This window comes from Delftia sp. S65 (assembly GCF_016516495.1).
Lineage (GTDB): Bacteria > Pseudomonadota > Gammaproteobacteria > Burkholderiales > Burkholderiaceae_C > Comamonas > Comamonas acidovorans.
Genome location: NZ_JACVUR010000003.1, coordinates 160,399 through 175,553 on the forward strand (window position 1 = coordinate 160,399; position 15,155 = coordinate 175,553).

13 protein-coding genes are annotated in these 15,155 nt (G+C 68.3%); 9 read left to right on the top strand and 4 right to left on the bottom strand.

All coding sequences use genetic code 11. From position 1 onward, the window contains the following. Positions 1–8 precede the first annotated feature (8 nt). The gene (locus IAE24_RS04430) at positions 9–1,157 is read right to left on the bottom strand and encodes a porin (protein WP_088164286.1); all 1,149 of its coding nucleotides are present in this window, start codon (positions 1,155–1,157) and stop codon (positions 9–11) included. Positions 1,158–1,330: 173 nt separating this feature from the next. Continuing rightward, a complete protein-coding gene (locus IAE24_RS04435) occupies positions 1,331–3,040 on the bottom strand; it encodes a tannase/feruloyl esterase family alpha/beta hydrolase (RefSeq protein ID WP_199959707.1) in 1,710 nt (569 codons plus the stop codon). Positions 3,041–3,235: 195 nt separating this feature from the next. Here IAE24_RS04435 and IAE24_RS04440 point away from each other — a divergent pair, with 195 nt between their 5' ends. Then, complete coding sequence (locus IAE24_RS04440; RefSeq protein WP_199959700.1) at positions 3,236–4,123, top strand: amidohydrolase family protein; 888 nt, start codon at positions 3,236–3,238, stop codon at positions 4,121–4,123. Between the two features lie 6 nt (positions 4,124–4,129). On the opposite strand, the gene IAE24_RS04445 is transcribed toward IAE24_RS04440, so the two are convergent. Together IAE24_RS04445 and IAE24_RS04450 are read right to left on the bottom strand one after the other, a co-directional pair. Next, positions 4,130–4,630, bottom strand: a complete 501-nt coding sequence (locus tag IAE24_RS04445) for a MarR family winged helix-turn-helix transcriptional regulator (protein ID WP_099733267.1) — start codon at positions 4,628–4,630, stop codon at positions 4,130–4,132. Positions 4,631–4,711: 81 nt separating this feature from the next. After that, positions 4,712–4,999 (bottom strand): TFIIB-type zinc ribbon-containing protein, encoded by a 288-nt coding sequence (locus IAE24_RS04450; protein WP_012206334.1) that lies wholly within the window; start codon positions 4,997–4,999, stop codon positions 4,712–4,714. Positions 5,000–5,372: 373 nt separating this feature from the next. On the opposite strand from IAE24_RS04450, the gene IAE24_RS04455 reads away from it, so the two are divergent. The 8 genes from IAE24_RS04455 (at position 5,373) to IAE24_RS04490 (ending at position 15,146) form a co-directional block, all read left to right on the top strand. Then, complete coding sequence (locus IAE24_RS04455) at positions 5,373–7,202, top strand: CocE/NonD family hydrolase (protein WP_199959692.1); 1,830 nt, start codon at positions 5,373–5,375, stop codon at positions 7,200–7,202. A gap of 50 nt (positions 7,203–7,252) precedes the next feature. Continuing rightward, complete coding sequence (locus tag IAE24_RS04460; protein ID WP_199959684.1) at positions 7,253–7,879, top strand: TetR/AcrR family transcriptional regulator; 627 nt, start codon at positions 7,253–7,255, stop codon at positions 7,877–7,879. Further along, the gene (locus IAE24_RS04465) at positions 7,876–8,925 is read left to right on the top strand and encodes a DUF418 domain-containing protein (RefSeq protein ID WP_199959683.1); all 1,050 of its coding nucleotides are present in this window, start codon (positions 7,876–7,878) and stop codon (positions 8,923–8,925) included. Before IAE24_RS04460 ends, IAE24_RS04465 begins: the two co-directional genes overlap by 4 nt. A 100-nt stretch (positions 8,926–9,025) precedes the next feature. Then, positions 9,026–10,777, top strand: coding sequence for a YncE family protein (locus IAE24_RS04470; RefSeq protein ID WP_199959681.1), 1,752 nt, complete (start codon positions 9,026–9,028; stop codon positions 10,775–10,777). Positions 10,778–10,964: 187 nt separating this feature from the next. Next, positions 10,965–12,083 carry a LuxE/PaaK family acyltransferase gene (locus tag IAE24_RS04475; protein ID WP_199959680.1) on the top strand — a complete coding sequence of 373 codons (1,119 nt, stop codon included), beginning with the start codon at positions 10,965–10,967 and terminating at the stop codon, positions 12,081–12,083. Beyond that, positions 12,080–13,576 (top strand): acyl-CoA reductase, encoded by a 1,497-nt coding sequence (locus IAE24_RS04480; RefSeq protein WP_199959674.1) that lies wholly within the window; start codon positions 12,080–12,082, stop codon positions 13,574–13,576. Before IAE24_RS04475 ends, IAE24_RS04480 begins: the two co-directional genes overlap by 4 nt. Positions 13,577–13,581: 5 nt before the next feature. Beyond that, positions 13,582–14,388, top strand: coding sequence for an ABC transporter ATP-binding protein (locus IAE24_RS04485; RefSeq protein ID WP_442778724.1), 807 nt, complete (start codon positions 13,582–13,584; stop codon positions 14,386–14,388). Beyond that, on the top strand, positions 14,385–15,146 hold the full coding sequence (locus IAE24_RS04490; protein WP_016450562.1) for an ABC transporter permease: 762 nt from the start codon (positions 14,385–14,387) through the stop codon (positions 15,144–15,146). Before IAE24_RS04485 ends, IAE24_RS04490 begins: the two co-directional genes overlap by 4 nt. Positions 15,147–15,155: the final 9 nt, after the last annotated feature.

Below are 15,155 nucleotides of genomic sequence, written 5' to 3' on the forward strand. Positions count from 1 at the left end.
GAACAGGCTCAGAACATGTGGCGGATGCCGACGTTGATGCCGGTCTGCGAGCGGCCCGGCGCGGTGTTGCTGCCAGGGGCGCCGCCGCTGACCGAGACGGTGGCCAGGCGGTCGTTGCGGATGTGGCCGAGCTGGGTGTAGACCGCCGTGCGCTTGGACAGGTTGTAGATGGCGCGTGCCACCAGCAGGTCGGAGTCGTAGCCCGACACGCCGCGGTAGCGCAGCGTCAGCCACTGGGTTTCGAGCACCAGCGCCTCGGTGACCGGGTACGAGGCGCCCACGTACCAGAGGTTGCTTCGCGGCTTGACGGCGTCGCCATCGTTGTCGCGGCGCAGCAGGCCGCCGCCGACCTTCACGCCGGCCAGCTTGAAGTAGCCGCCCAGGTGCAGCCGCTCGTCATGCTTGGCGCTGGAGGTCATGCCGCCGAACACCGGGTCGGTGGACGAGGCCGGCGTGCGGCCGTTTTGCTGTTCGTAGCCCAGCGCCACGCCCCAGACGGGCGTGTCGTACTTGGCATACAGCGACCACTGGCGGCAGGCCTGCGTGTCCGATCCGCTCTCGCCCGGGCAGTTGGTGCCGGCCGGGCTGGGGCCTGCGTTGACGGCATCGCGCCCGAAGCTGTAGCCCGCGCCCAGCGCCAGGCCGCCGAAGTTGCCGCGCCAGGCCAGCATGTTGTCGGCGCGCGAGTTGGGAATGTAGGCGTCCAGCGAGCCCATGGCGAAGACGGCCGGGCCGATGATGTCCGAATCGAGCAGCGACCAGAACAGCATGGAGTTCTGGCGGCCCATGGTCAGGCTGCCCCAGTTGCCGCCCAGTCCCACCCAGCTTTGGCGCCCAAAGCCGCGCCCGCCCTGGTTGAAGGTGCCCTGGTCGGGCGCAAAGCCCGACTCCAGCGTGTAGATGGCCTTGAGGCCGCCGCCCAGGTCCTCGCTGCCGCGCAGGCCCCAGCGCGAGGGCACCAGGCTGGTGGTCGATGGCATGCGGCTGAGACCACCGCCCGCCGCCACATTGTTCACGTGCTCCACGCCCACATCGACGATGCCGTAGAGCGTGACGCTGGAAGTGCCTTGCGCGAAGGCGCCGAAGCTGGTGCTGGAGCCGGCCAGGGCCAGCACGGCGGCGGCCGCCAGGGTCAGCGGGGAAGGGGTTTTTTGCATGGTGATGTCTCCTCTGATTTGAAAAATCGTTGCCGTCTTGGCGTGGGTGTCCGCGCGCCTTTTTTTCAGGCGCAGCGGTGCCCGGCCCCGCCGGGGGCGGGACTGCGGACAAGGGGGTGGATGAGGGCGGAAGGGGGCGGACCGTTCAGGCGCCGCCCGCCGTCACGGCACGGTCAGCGGCAGCTGAAGCTGGCAGCGCTTTCCATGTCGCCGCTGCCGTTGTAGTGGGCGGCCAGCGGATGGGGGCACAGCGGCCGGGTGCGCGTGGGCGACCAGGTGGCGGGCAGGTCGGCGTTGACGCCGCCCGCATTGCCTGCGCCGCGCGCACTGGCGATCACGCGGTCTGGCGCCTGGCCTTTCTCCACCCAGGCCACGAGGGAGCTGAGCATGTCGAACTGCTCGGTGGCCGGGCCGCCGCTGCAGTGGTTCATGCCGGGCACCAGGTACAGGCGGGCGAAGTCGGCTGCGTCGCCATGGTTGCGGCGCAGCGTGTCGTACCACTGCACGGTGTCGTCGCTGGAGAAGATGGGATCGGCCGTGCCGTGGTAGACCATGAGCTTGGCGCCCCGGTTGCGCAGCACGGGCAGCTTGCCGTAGTCGGGCGGGAGCATGAAGGACAGCGCGCTTTCGGTGTACAGCGCCGTCGTGGCCTGGACCTTGGCCAGCATGCTGTCCACGCTGCCTGTCAGCGCGAACTGCGGGCCGTTGAAGCTGGCCGGGCTCTCCGGTGGCGCCTGCCAGACCAGGCCCACGGCGCCGGTGTCCAGGTTCAGCGAGTTGGAGAATTTCCAGCCGGCCCAGCCGGCCGTATCCAGGCCCGCGTCATACGGGAAGCTGCTGTAGATGCGGCTGCCGCCGCTGGTGGTGGCGCCCTTGAACAGGCCGGCAATGGTGCTCTTTTGCTCGGCGCTGAGGCAACTGCCGTCGCGCGCACCGCCGCAGGTGGGCACGTCGCGCGCCAGGTCGAAGCTCGCCTGGCAGGCTGCGCCGGCCTGCACCATGCCGTCGGTGGCGCCGTCCAGCGCATCGCACCGGGCCAGCACGGCCTGGCTGACCAGGCGGCGCTCGGCCTGGGTGAAGCCCGTGCCCAGGTCGGCGGGCGTGGTGGCCAGCTTTGCATAGCCCTGGGCGCCGGCAATGTTGGCAATGGCCGCCAGCGGCAGGCGCGTGCCGGGGTTGCCGGCGATGATGCCGTCGTACTGGTCGGCATAGCGCGAGGCCGCCACCATGGCGTGGCGCCCGCCGTTGGAGCAGCCGCCCAGGTAGGAGCGGTCCGGGCCCTTGCCATAGGCCGTCTGCAGCGCGCTGCGCGCCATGGGCGTGAGCTTGCCCACGGCCTGGTAGCCGTAGTCCAGCCGCGCCTGCGGGTCCAGGCCGAAGAAGGGCCCCAGGCTGCCTGCATGCCCGGCGTCGGAACTGAGCACGGCAAAGCCCATCTGCAGCGCATTGCCCAGCGGCCCGCCGCCCAGTGCGCCCACGGCCGTGCTCACGCTGCCATCCAGGCCGCCGTTGGCCTGGTAGAAAAAGCGCCCGTTCCAGTCGCGCGGCAGGCGCATCTCGAAGCCCACGGCGTAGCTCTGGCCATCGACGGTGCTGACGCGCTCGTGCATGCGGCCGGTCACGCGGCAGTGCTCGGCAATGGGCTTGCCTGCCACCGTCAGCGTGCTGGCTGCCACGGTCTCGGCGGCGGTGATGCGGGTGTTGGGAAACGAGATCTTGGCCGCCAGGTCGTTGCACGACAGCAGGCTTGCCGGACGGGCCTCGGCCAGTTGGGCAATGCCGTCGCTCGAGCCGCCGCAGGCCGACAGCAGCAGGGCGGGCAGGGCGGCGGCCAGCGTGGCCGGCAAGGCGCGGGAACGGGTCTTGTGGATCTTTCTGTCCATGTCTGTCTCCTCGGAAGGTGGTGTGAAGCCTCAGCGCGAAACCGTTGCGTGGCAGCCGTTGCCCGCATCCGCATCGCTTTCTGATGGCCGCGATTTTGGTTATATTTAATAACCAATTCAAGCGGCCTTTGCGAATTTCTTATTGGGACTTCCCCTTGATGCCGGGGCAGGCAGCAGGCCGCACAGGAGACAGACATGGACCACGAAAAACTCATTGCCATCGACATCCACACGCACGCCGAGGTGAGCTGCTGGAACCCGTTCGACAACTACGGCGAGGAGTACGACCGCGCCGCCGACAAGTACTTCGGCAACGGCAGGCGCCCGACCATCGCCGAGACCGTGGCCTATTACCGCGAGCGCAACCTGGGCCTGGTGATGTTCACGGTGGACAGCGAGTCGCAGCTGGGCCGGCGCCGCATTCCCAACGAGGAGATCGCCGAGGCCGCGCGGGCCAACAGCGACATGATGGTGGCCTTCGCCAGCATCGATCCGCACAAGGGCCGCATGGGTGCGCGCGAGGCGCGGCGGCTGATCGAGGAAGAGGGCGTCAGGGGCTTCAAGTTCCACCCCACGGTGCAGGGCTTCCATCCCTACGACCGCATGGCCTGGCCGATCTACGAGGTGGTGGCCGAGTACCAACTGCCGGCCATCTTCCACACGGGCCACAGCGGCATTGGCAGCGGCATGCGCTGCGGCGGCGGCCTGCGCCTGGCCTACAGCAACCCCATGCACCTGGACGACGTGGCCATCGACTTTCCCGACATGCAGATCGTGATGGCCCACCCCAGCTTTCCCTGGCAGGACGAGGCCCTGTCCGTGGCCCTGCACAAGCCCAATGTCTGGATCGATCTGTCGGGCTGGAGCCCCAAGTACTTTCCCCGGCAGCTGGTGCAGTACGCCAACACCCTGCTCAAGGACCGCGTGCTCTTCGGCAGCGACTATCCGCTGATCACGCCCGAGCGCTGGATGAAGGATTTCCAGGAAGCCGGCTTCAAGCCCGAGGTGATGCCCGGCATCCTCAAGGGCAACGCGGTGCGGCTGCTGGGGCTGGAGCCGCCGGCAGCGGAGAAGGCGGACTGAGCGCGCTCAGTTGTAGATCTTCTGCAGCAGCTGGATCAGCGTCCTGCGCTCGGCGTCGGTCAGGCGGTAGGTGGCATCCATTTCCAATTCCGACGCCGTTCTTTCCGCCCGGGCCGTGAGCTCGGCGCCGGCCGGCGTCAGGTGCACGCCCACGGCGCGGCGGTCGGTGGGGTGGGTGCGCCGCTCGATCAGCTTGCGGCGCTCCAGCGCTGCGATCAGGCCCACCAGGTTGGGCGGCATCACATCCAGCGCCGCGCACAGCTGGCGCGAGGTGATGCCGGGGTTGTGGGACACCAGGGAGAGCACGGAGAACTCCACCATCTTGAGATCGTGGGTGGCCATGCGCTCCACGAACACTTCGATGATGGACAGCGAGGCACGCCGGGCGTTGTAGCCCACGAGGGTGTGCAGGAAGGAGGCGTCGATGGACGGCCCCGGCGCTGCAGTGCTGGACGGGGCCGTGTTCTCTTCGGCAGGAGCGGGCTTGGGTGTGCGGGCGCGGGGCATGGGGACAAGGAACTGAAAGCCGAATCATAGTGGGGCGCGGCTGCCATGTCCCGATGCCGGCGCAGCGGACTTGCCCTGGTGCTAGAAGTCGAAAAGATCGGAGAGAAAGCCCTCGCGCTTCTTGCGGCGGTAACCATCGTGGCTGGAGTGCTCGCGCCGGTCATGGGATCCGTCAGGGCCCGCGCGCCGTTCCTGCGGGCGTTCATAGGCTGCTGGCGCTGTGGGCGCCTGGGCGGCGGAGCGCTCGATGAGCTTGTCCAGCTCTCCGCGGTCCAGCCAGACTCCGCGGCACTGGGGGCAGTAGTCGATCTCTATGTTCTGGCGCTCGGAGATGATGAGCGTGGCATCTCGGCAGGCGGGACATTGCATGACAGTTTCACCTTTGCCTGTTCAGGCAGTGGCTCCATCGGCAACGATGGAGTGTGGGCCGGGCTGTTATGCGTTGAGATCTCCAGCGAAGGCCGTTCGACTGCGGGGGCGATGGATAGTTCCGTCGCTCCAAGCGCCATCACCATCTCGTGCCAGTCCATCTCGTGCCAGTCCATGCCCCCGTGGTCCGAGGCCGAAGGCCGTGGCGACTGGCCGCGTTCGCCTTCAGCCTGTCTTCAGGCGCGCTTCAGCGCCACTTCAGCGCCCCTTCAGCCCCCCTTCAGCCTGTGCGTGCGCCATGTGCCCGGACGGTCCTACATTGCGGCCTGCCCCCTTGCGGGCATGACTGCATCAGCAACCAGGAGGACCATCCATGATGACTTTTCGCCATTCCCGCGCGTGGCTCGGCGCGGCCGGCATCGCCACCCTTGCCCTGGGCCTTGCGGCCTGCGGCGGGGGCTCTTCGGGCAGCACCAACCCCGGGCCGCGCATCTGGGGCTACATCCAGCTGCCTGACGGCAACAAGATGCGCTATTCGGTGGTCTTTCCCAAGGGGCCGGGGCCGTTTCCCGTGCTGATGGAGTACGACGGCTACGGATCGGGCTCGGTCACGGAACAGACCACCCAGGAGTGGACCAAGGAAGGCTATGCCGTGATGGGCCTGAACGTGCCCGGCACGGGCTGCTCCACGGGCGAGAACCAGTGGGCCGACGCCTCCGTGGGCGCGGCCGGGGCGCACGCGGTGGAGTGGGCGGCGCGCCAGGCGTGGTCCACGGGCAAGGTGGGCATGGTGGGCTATTCGTACTCGGGCTACGACCAGCTGTGGGTGGCGGCCCAGCGTCCGCCCAGCCTCAAGGCGATCGCGCCGGGCAAGAACGTGGCCGATCCCTACCGCGACGTGGCCTATCCGGGTGGCATCCAGAACATCGGCTTTCCCGCCAACTGGTGGCGGCAGTTCCCCGCGATATGGCGCAAGGCCGCCGACGATGCCAGGGCGCTGGACGGCGATACCGGATGCGCCCAGGTCGTGGAAGACAACATCCGCAAGATCCAGCGCCCCGACCTGGACATGGCGCGCTGGCTGGACGAGGACCGCTTCTTCGGCGCCCGCTACGCGCTCAAGAGCGCCATGAACTCCACGCACCGCATCGACATCCCCACGCTGGGCACCCAGTCCTGGCAGGACGAGCAGGTGGGCACCCGCATGGGCTACTACGAGGACAGCATCGCCCCGGACAAGATGTGGCTGATCAGCTCCAACGGCGACCACCACACCGACAACGCCCCCTTTCTGCGCGAGACCATGAAGCGCTTTTACGCGCGCTTTCTCAAGGGCGAGAGCAACGGCTTCGAGCACACGCCGCGCGTGCTGCTGGCGCAGGAAATGCAGTGGATGAACGGTGGGGGCGACTATGGGCAGCTGCGCCCCTCGGCCGTGGCCAGCTTTGACCGGCTGCCCGTGCGCGTCACGCCCATGACGCTGTGGCTGCAGCCGGGCGGCGGGCTGGGCGATGCGCCGCCGCAGGCCGAGCGCCAGTCGGCCAGCTACCGCTACCCGCTGCCGGGCGCCGAGGCCAACCATCCCGACGCGGATACCGAGTCCGGCGCGGGCCAATGGACGGCCAGTCCCGCCGGGCAGGGCCTGCTGCGCTTCACCACGGCCCCGCTGCCGCGCGCGCTGAGCTTTTATGGCGAGGCCTCGCTGGACCTGTGGCTCAGCGCCACGGCCGGCGACACCGATGTGCAGGTCACCGTCTCGGAGGTGCGTCCCGACGGCCAGGAGATGTTCGTGCAGCGTGGCTGGCTGCGTGCCTCCATGCGTGCGCTGGACGGCCAGCGCTCCACCGCCTTGCGGCCCTGGGGCGATTTCACCGAGGCCGCCGTGCGCCCGCTGCACCCCGGCGAGCCCACGCTGATGCGCGTGGAAATCCAGAAATTCGCCCATGTGTTCCGCGCGGGCTCCAGCCTGCGCGTGACCCTGGACACGCCTTCGCAGACCGGGTACTGGGCCTTCGACCATCTGTCCACGCCTTCGACCAACACCGTCTGGCTGGACCGCAGCCGGCCGTCGAAGATTGTGCTGGGCCACATCGCCTATGCCCATGAGCGGCAGCTGCCGGACTGCCGGCGCATGCTGCGCCAGCCCTGCAGGCCCAACGAGGAGGCCGTTCCTTCCGGCATGGGCCCCCTGCCGCCGCTGTGATTCCATGCCCCGGTGTTGACTGTGAATGAACGTTCGTTCATCATTCGGGCATGAAAAAGAAAGAAGACATCAGCGAGCGCCGGGCCGTCATCGTGGAGGCCGCCCTGCAGTGCTTCGTGGAGCGCGGCTTTCACTGCACCAGCATGCGCGATATCGCGCAGGCTGCCTCGGTGAGCCTGGGCAATCTGTACAACCACTTCGACAGCAAGCAGGCCTTGATTGCCGAGGTCGCCACGCAGGAGCAGACCGAGCTGCTGCCCTTGCTGCAGGCGCTGGAGCGGGCCGCAGCCCCTTCGCTGCCTGTGGTGGCGCAATTCCTGGCCGCCTACCAGGCGCTGTGCCGCCAGCGGGAATGGGCCGTGCTCAGCGCCGAATGCCTGTCCGAGATCGCGCGTTCGCCCGGGCTGGCGCCGGCCTTTGAGGCCAACCGCAGGCGCATGCTCGACGGCCTGGCAGGCTTCATGGAGCGCGGGGCGCAGCAGGGCCTCTTGCGGCCCGCCGTGCCCGTGCGCCTGGCCGCGCAACTGCTGCTGGATACCGTGGAAAGCGATGCGCTGCGCTTTGCGCTGGCGGTGACGCCGCAAGAAGACGCGGGGGCGGATGAAGGGGTCGATGTGCTGCATCCCGCCTTGCTGGCCTGCCTTCTTGGAGGCGAGGCACGGGGGGACGCGACATGAGGCACGCCACCGGCAGGGGCGCCCGACTGGCGGGGTTGGACCTGGCGCGCTACCTGGCGCTGGCAGGCATGGTGTTCGTCAACTTCAAGCAGGCCATGCATCCCGCGCTGCAGCAGCCTGGCTGGCTGCTGTCGTTCTTCCATTTTCTGGAGGGCAAGGCCTCGGCCACCTTCGTGGTGCTGGCAGGCCTGGGCCTGGTGCTGGCCACGCGCTCGCTGGAGCCGGCCACGGCGCGCCTCTGGACGCTGCGCCGCGCGCTGTTCCTGCTGGTGGCCGGTGGCATGAACCTGCTGATCTTTCCGGCCGACATCATTCACTACTACGCGGTGTATTTCGTGCTGGCCATCGCCTGGCTGCAGGCCGGCGCACGGGCGCTGCTCGCCGGCATGGCGGCCGTGGCCGTGCTGTCCACCTGGGCCTTGCTGCAGCTGGACTACAGCCAGGGCTGGGACTGGGCGAGCCTGTCCTACCAGGGCCTGTGGGAGCCGGCCGGCTTTGCGCGCAACCTGCTGTTCAACGGCTTCCATCCGGTGCTGCCCTGGTTTGCGTTCTTCCTCTGCGGCATGCTGCTGGCACGCCTGCCGCTGGCCGAGCCGCGCGTGCAATGGGGCCTGGTGGCTGCGGGCGGCTTGATGGTGGGCGCGGCCTGCGCCGTCTCGGCACTTGCGGCACAGAGTGAATGGGCTCCCTGGCTGGCCACCGGCCCCATGCCGCCCGGCCCAGCCTACCTGCTGATGGGCCTGGGCTGCGCCAGCATTGCCATCGGCGCCTGCCTGCGGCTGGCCGACCGCTGGCCCGCCGGACCGTGGCGCGGCCTGCTGCCGGCCGGGCGCATGACGCTGACCCTGTACCTGGCACACATCCTCATCGGCATGGGCCTGCTGGAAGCCATGGGCGCGCTGGACGGTTCACGCAGCCTGCGCGAAGTGGCCGTGGCCGCCGCGCTGTACGTGATCATCGCCAGCCTGGCCGCCTGGGCCTGGAGCAAGAAGGTGGCGCAGGGGCCCGTGGAGTGGGTGATGCGGCGGCTGACGGCACTGGATTGATCCACAGTTTGGAAATTGCGCTCGAATGAAGTCATCGTTTTGATGGCCGCAATGCCTTGTTTGTCTACACTTGCCCCCATTCAAAAATGGGGGAGATTCAATGGCTGAGGCGGTTTACAAGAAATGGCTCAGGGCTGTGATCGGCCTGCAATGCCTGTTGATCCTGGCCTTTGTCTTTCGGGGTTGGCTGTTGCCCGACCCATTGGGCCCCAGGCTTCCCTCAATCCAAGGCAATACAGTGTGGATTCAAAGCCATGGCGCTTTGCATCAGTTTGATCGGCAAGGCACACGCCTGCAGCGTCTGGAGTTGGCGCAATTGGGTTTGACCCCATCAGTCAGCAGCCTTCAGTTCATTGGAGAGAAGACGCTTTGGGCGCATGACCAGGGACGTGTGCATCGCTGCGATCTGGCAATGCAGCGCTGCGTGGCGCTGGATCTGCCCGATTTGTCCACACGCGGTGGCTATCGCTGGATGCGGGTAACGGCCGATGAAGCGCAGATTGTGGTCTCCGACGCATCCAATCACCGCGTTCTCGTTTACCAGCGCGACGCCGCTTCCAGTGCAGCGCAAGCCTATGTGCTGCTCAAGACCTACAGCGAAGGCCTGCGCTTTCCGAATCAGACGCTGCAGGTAGGCGAGCGCATGTGGGTGGCCAATACCAACCGCCATCAGATTGCGCAAATCGATACGGCACAGAGCACCCAGGCCGCGCCTGCCGTATTTCCCGTGGAATATGCGGGCCTGCGTTCCGGGCGCCGCTTCCCGTTCGCCATGCAGCTGGATGGCCAGCAGCGTCTATGGGTGCTGGTGGCAGACTCGAGCATGCGGGGAGCAGATCTGCTGTTGATGGATTCCCACCAGCTGAGGCCTGAAAGGGTGCTTCCGCTTTCGCCCGACCAGGACCCGAACGCCATCGCCATGGTGGGTCAGGAGTTGTTGCTGCCGGACATGACCCAATTCACCGTCCATCGCGTGGATCTGGACGGCCGCGTGCTGGAGCCTTTCGGGGATGCTCCATTCCGCGGCGAGCTGGCGTCTGCCCGCTCGTCCTATGAATGGGGCAGGCGGTTGCCTTCGTTCCTGCTGGGCAGCATCGGGGTATTGATGGCTCTGGGACTGTGGCTTGCCTGGAAGGCGGGGGAATTGCGCCAATTGGGCGGCAAGCGCTGGCAGGAAGTGGGCGACACCGAAGCCTCCAGCGCGGTCGTGGTTTCCTCACCGTCCCAGCACGCCGCGCAGGCTTCTCAAGCCTCGGAAGGAAAGCCGCTGGTCACTTCGGTCACGGCGCTTGCGGGCAGCACCGTGAGGCGCAGGCGTGCGCTTGCCATGGTTGGCGTTCTGCATTGCCTGGTTGCAGGGGGGATGGTCTACTGGTTCTTGCCGCTTTTGCACCAGCGCGACTGCGGTCCGGACAAATCGTGCGATCCAACGGGCATGCTCGGTGTCCTGCTGGTGCTTTTGGCCGTGTTGCCGCTGTGTTTGTATGCATGGCTCTGGCGCAAGCTCAAGCCGCTGGAGACCATGCGCATAGCCACGGACGGGCATCGGATTGCGGTACGCATTGCACGCAGGACCCGCAAATTCGATGCCAGTCGCGTCACCTGCACGCGCCAGCATCTGTGGATGGGCCTTCGCGCCATTCCCCTGCGACTCAATGGCAGCCCCCTGTTCGACGAGGCCGCGTTCAGGCGCGAGATCCTGGCGCGGTTGCCGCAGCTGCAGGTGCGCGATGGCGCCTGGGACTTCGCCGTGGCACGCCACTTCTGGTCTAACAGCGGTGTGCTGGGCAAAGCCTTGGTGCTGCTGTATGTCGCGACCTTGTTGGGTTTTGGGGCTCGCCTGCTGGCCTGACGGGTTTGGCGACCCTGCTGTAAGATAGCCCTCCGCTCCGGGGTGCACGCCAGTGCTGAGATCCACACCCGAGAACTTGAACCGGGTCATTCCGGCGGAAGAAGAGCTTGCACCCCTGCGTGGCCGCCCATGCGCCACGGGCGGGGGAGCCTTCGGAGCATCACGTCCCAGCTCTCGAAGGAATTCCATGGACAAGGCCCGGCCCCAGGCGGCTTCTCTGGTCGCAGACCTGCTTGCATTCATTGCCATGGACGGCTGCACCGACGAGCAGTTCGACGCACTGGCCCTGCGGCTGTTCGCCTACCAATACGAATCGAATGCGCCGTTTCGCAGCTTCTGCCAGCGGCGCGGCGCCACGCTGCGCAATGTGAAGACCTGGAGCGACATTCCCGCCGTGCCCATTGACGCGTTCAAGGCCATGGAGCTGCGCAGCGAGCCGGCCTCGCCCGCGGAGCGCGTGTTCATGACCAGCGGCACCACGGGCCAGGCCAAGGGGCTGTCTTCGCGCGGGCGCCACTTCCATCCCGCGCTTGATGTCTACGATGCGTCGATGACGCGCAACTTCGCGCAGCGCTTCATGGCCGGGCACGAGCGCCTGCCCATGGGCATCCTCTTTCCCGACGAGCAGGCCATGCCCAACTCTTCGCTGGCCCACTACCTGGCGCTGGCCAAGACGGAATTCGGCACCCCCGACAGCCGCTACTTCCTCACCCCCGACGGCCTGGACATGCCCGGCCTGTGCGCCGTGCTGCAGGAATCCGAGCGCAGCGGCCGCCCCTATGCGCTGCTGGGCGCCAGCTTCAGCCTGGTGCATGTGATGGATGCATTGCGCGAGCAGGGCCGCAGCTTTTGCCTGCCGCCGGGCAGTCGCATTCTGGACACGGGCGGCTACAAGGGCCAGTCGCGCGAGCTGCCGCTGGAGGATTTCTACGCCGACCTGTCCCGGTTGCTGGGCGTGCCGCGCAGCCACTGCATCAACATGTACGGCATGACCGAGTTGAGCACGCAGTTCTATGACGACGGCAATGCCACGCTGCCCTCGGTCAAGTCGGGGCCGCACTGGATACGTTCGCGCCTGGTCGAGCCCGTCACCGGCCGCAGCGTGGCGCCCGGCGAGCGCGGCATTCTCGTGCACTGCGACCTGGCCAACTACAACGCGGTCACCACCATCCTCACCGAGGACGTGGGCCTGTGGGCCGGCCATGGCGAGAAAGGCGGTTTCCTGTTGCTGGGGCGTGCCGAGGGTGCAGCGGCCAAGGGCTGCTCGCTGGCGGTCGATGAATTCGTGAAGGCCGCTGCTGCATGAACATCGAGCGGATCACGGCCGGCTACCTGCCCGAACTGCCTGGTTTGCGCGAGGCCGAGGTGCAGTGGCATGTGCTGCCCTTCGAACGCGGCGGCGTGCGGCTGGAAGTCTCCGTGCCCCTGCTGACCGGCCCGCAGATGCATGCGCTGGCAGCCCATGTGCGCCGTGCCGCCGACCGCCACCTCAGGGCCATGCCCGTGGCCGAGATCATCGACGCCATCGACCGCGCCATTGCCCGCCTGCTGGACCGCAGCGATCCCTATCGGCGCCAGGCCGAGACCTGGCTGCCCGTGGTCAGCGGCTATGACGCCGACATGGTGCGCCTGGGGATGACGGGCTTCTTCAAGACCTTTCGCGCCGCGCAGCTGCGGCGCTTCGTGGCCGAGGACTTTGCCAACCCGGCCGTGCTGGACGGCTTCCAGCCCGCGCCCAAGGGCGGCGCGGTGCGTGCCTTCGGCCCCGACCTGCTGATGCACAGCTGGGCCGGCAATGTGCCTGCGCTGTCCCTGTGGAGCCTGGTCTGCGGCCTGCTGGTCAAGGCGCCCGCCATTGGCAAGCTGGCCAGCGCCGAGCCGCTGTTCGCGGGCTGGTTCGCGCGGCTGCTGGCCGAGGTCCACCCGCCGCTGGCCGATTGTCTGGCCGTGGTGTGGTGGAGCGGTGCGGGGGGTGTGGATGGCGCGGGGGGCGCGGATGGCGTGGATGGCGGTGGTGCCGCCGCGCTCCATGCCGAGGCCGACACCGTGCTCGCCTACGGCGGCAACCAGACGCTGCAGGCACTGCGCCAGCGCCTGCCCGTGACCACGCGCTTTCTGCCACACGGCCACAAGCTGGGCTTTGGCATGGTGGGCACTGCCGCGCTGGACACGCTCAAGGCGCCCGCCGTGGCGCGGCTGGCGGCCTGGGACGTGATGCGCTACGACCAGCAGGGCTGCTACTCGCCCCATGTCTTCTACGTGGAGCGCGGCGCCCCCGTCTCTGCGCGTGCCTTTGCCGACTATCTGGCGGCCGAGCTGGCCAACCTGCAGCGGCGCTTTGCGCGCCGGCCGTTGGAGCTGGAGGAGGGCGCCGCCGTGGCCCGCTGGCAGCAGTCCGTGGAATGGTCGGGCGACGCGCAGCAACTGCTGGGCCCCGTTGACGCGCCCTGGAGCGTGGCGTACAGCGACAGCCTGCAGCCGCTGGCGCCCACGGCCCTGTACCGCACGATTGCCGTGGTGGGCGTGGACCGCCTGGATGACGCCGTGCCCGTGGTGGCCGCGCAGCGCGAATACCTGCAGACGGCCGGCATTGCCGCCTCGCCCGAGCAGCTGTACCGGCTGGCCGGCCTGCTGGGCGCGGCCGGCGTCACGCGCATCAGCGCCATCGGCTCCATGAGCATGCCCGAGGCCGGCTGGCACCATGACGGCCGCTTCAACCTGCTGGACCTGGTGCGCATGACCGAGATCGAGCAATCTGCCGAGGCGGCGGCGCAGCCGTTCGCCCCGTATGCGGATTGACATCCATGCACACCGGCACGACGGGCATGACGGGCATGACGGTCATCACAGACGGGACTGACGGCATGGCGTTTCTCGATATCGAACAGGTGGTGTTCACCTACCCGGGCCGCCCGCCGGTGGTGGACGGCGTGGACTGGCGCGTGCAGGCCGGTGAGATCCACTGCCTGCTGGGTCGCAGCGGCTGCGGCAAGACCACCTTGCTCAAGCTGGCGGCGGGGCTGCTCAGGCCGCAGTCGGGCCGAATCCTGCTGCGTGGCGCCGAGCTGGCCGAGCCCGGCCCGCAGCTGGGCTTCATGTTCCAGGCGCCCACGCTGCTGGAGTGGCATACGGCGCTGGGCAATGTGCTGCTGCCCGTGTCGCTGCAAAGGCACCCCGCGCCGCAGGACGAGCAGCGCGCCCTGGCGCTGCTGGAGCAGCTGGGCCTGGCCAGCCATGCGCAGCGCCATCCGCGTCATCTCTCGGGCGGGCAGCAAAGCCGCGTGGCGCTGGCACGGGCGCTGGTGCTCGACCCGCCGCTGCTGCTGCTGGACGAGCCCTTTGCTGCGCTGGACGCCATCACGCGCGCCGAGCTGCAGGACGACCTGCTGCGCACCTGCCGCGAGCGCGGCACCACGGTGCTCTTCGTCACCCACGACATCAACGAGGCCGTCTACCTGGGCGACCGCATCGCCCTCATGCACGGCGGGCGCATCGTGGCCGACATGGCGGTCGATCTGCCCGCGCCGCGCACCCAGGCCATGCGCCACGGGCCGGCGTTCAACGAGCACTGCGCCCGCGTGCGCGCAGCCATGGACAGGACGGCGGCATGACGGTGTCCTTGTTCCATGCCCGCCTGCTGGCCGCCGCGCTGGCGCTGGTCCTGCTGGGCCTGTGGGAGCTGCTGGTGCGGCAATGGGGCCTGTCCGCCCTGGTGCTGCCGGCGCCCTCGGCCATTGCGGCATCGCTGTGGACGGGGCTGGCCACGGGCTATTTCTGGCCGCACATCTGGGCGACGCTCCAGGCCCTGCTGCTGGGGCTGGCGGCCGGCAGCGCGATCGGCCTGCTGGCGGGCATGGCCCTGGCTGAATCCGAGCTGCTCGAGCGTGTGCTCAAGCCCTATGTGGTGGTCAGCCAGGTCGTGCCCAAGCTGGCGCTGGCGCCGCTGTTCGTGCTGTGGTTCGGCTTCGGCATGCTGCCCACGGTGCTGATCACGGCGCTGATCTGCTTTTTCCCGCTGATGGAAAACACCTTGACCGGCCTGCGCCAGGTCGATGCCCAGCGGCTGCAGCTGTTTCGCATGCTGGGCGCCACGCGGCTGCAGACGCTGCTGCGCCTGAAGCTGCCCACGGGTCTGCCCGCCATTCTTGCGGGCCTGCGCGTGGCCGTGGTGCTGGCCCTGGTCGGCGCCGTGGTGGCCGAATTCATGGGCGCCAGCCGCGGCCTGGGCGCTGTGGTCATTGCCGCCCAGGGAATGATGGACACCACCCTCATGTTTGCGGCCCTGGTGCTGATCGCCGCCATGGGCCTGCTGCTGTACCAGGCCTGCCTGGTGCTGGAGCGCCGGCTGCTGCGCTCGCGCGCCGCCTGACCATCCTGA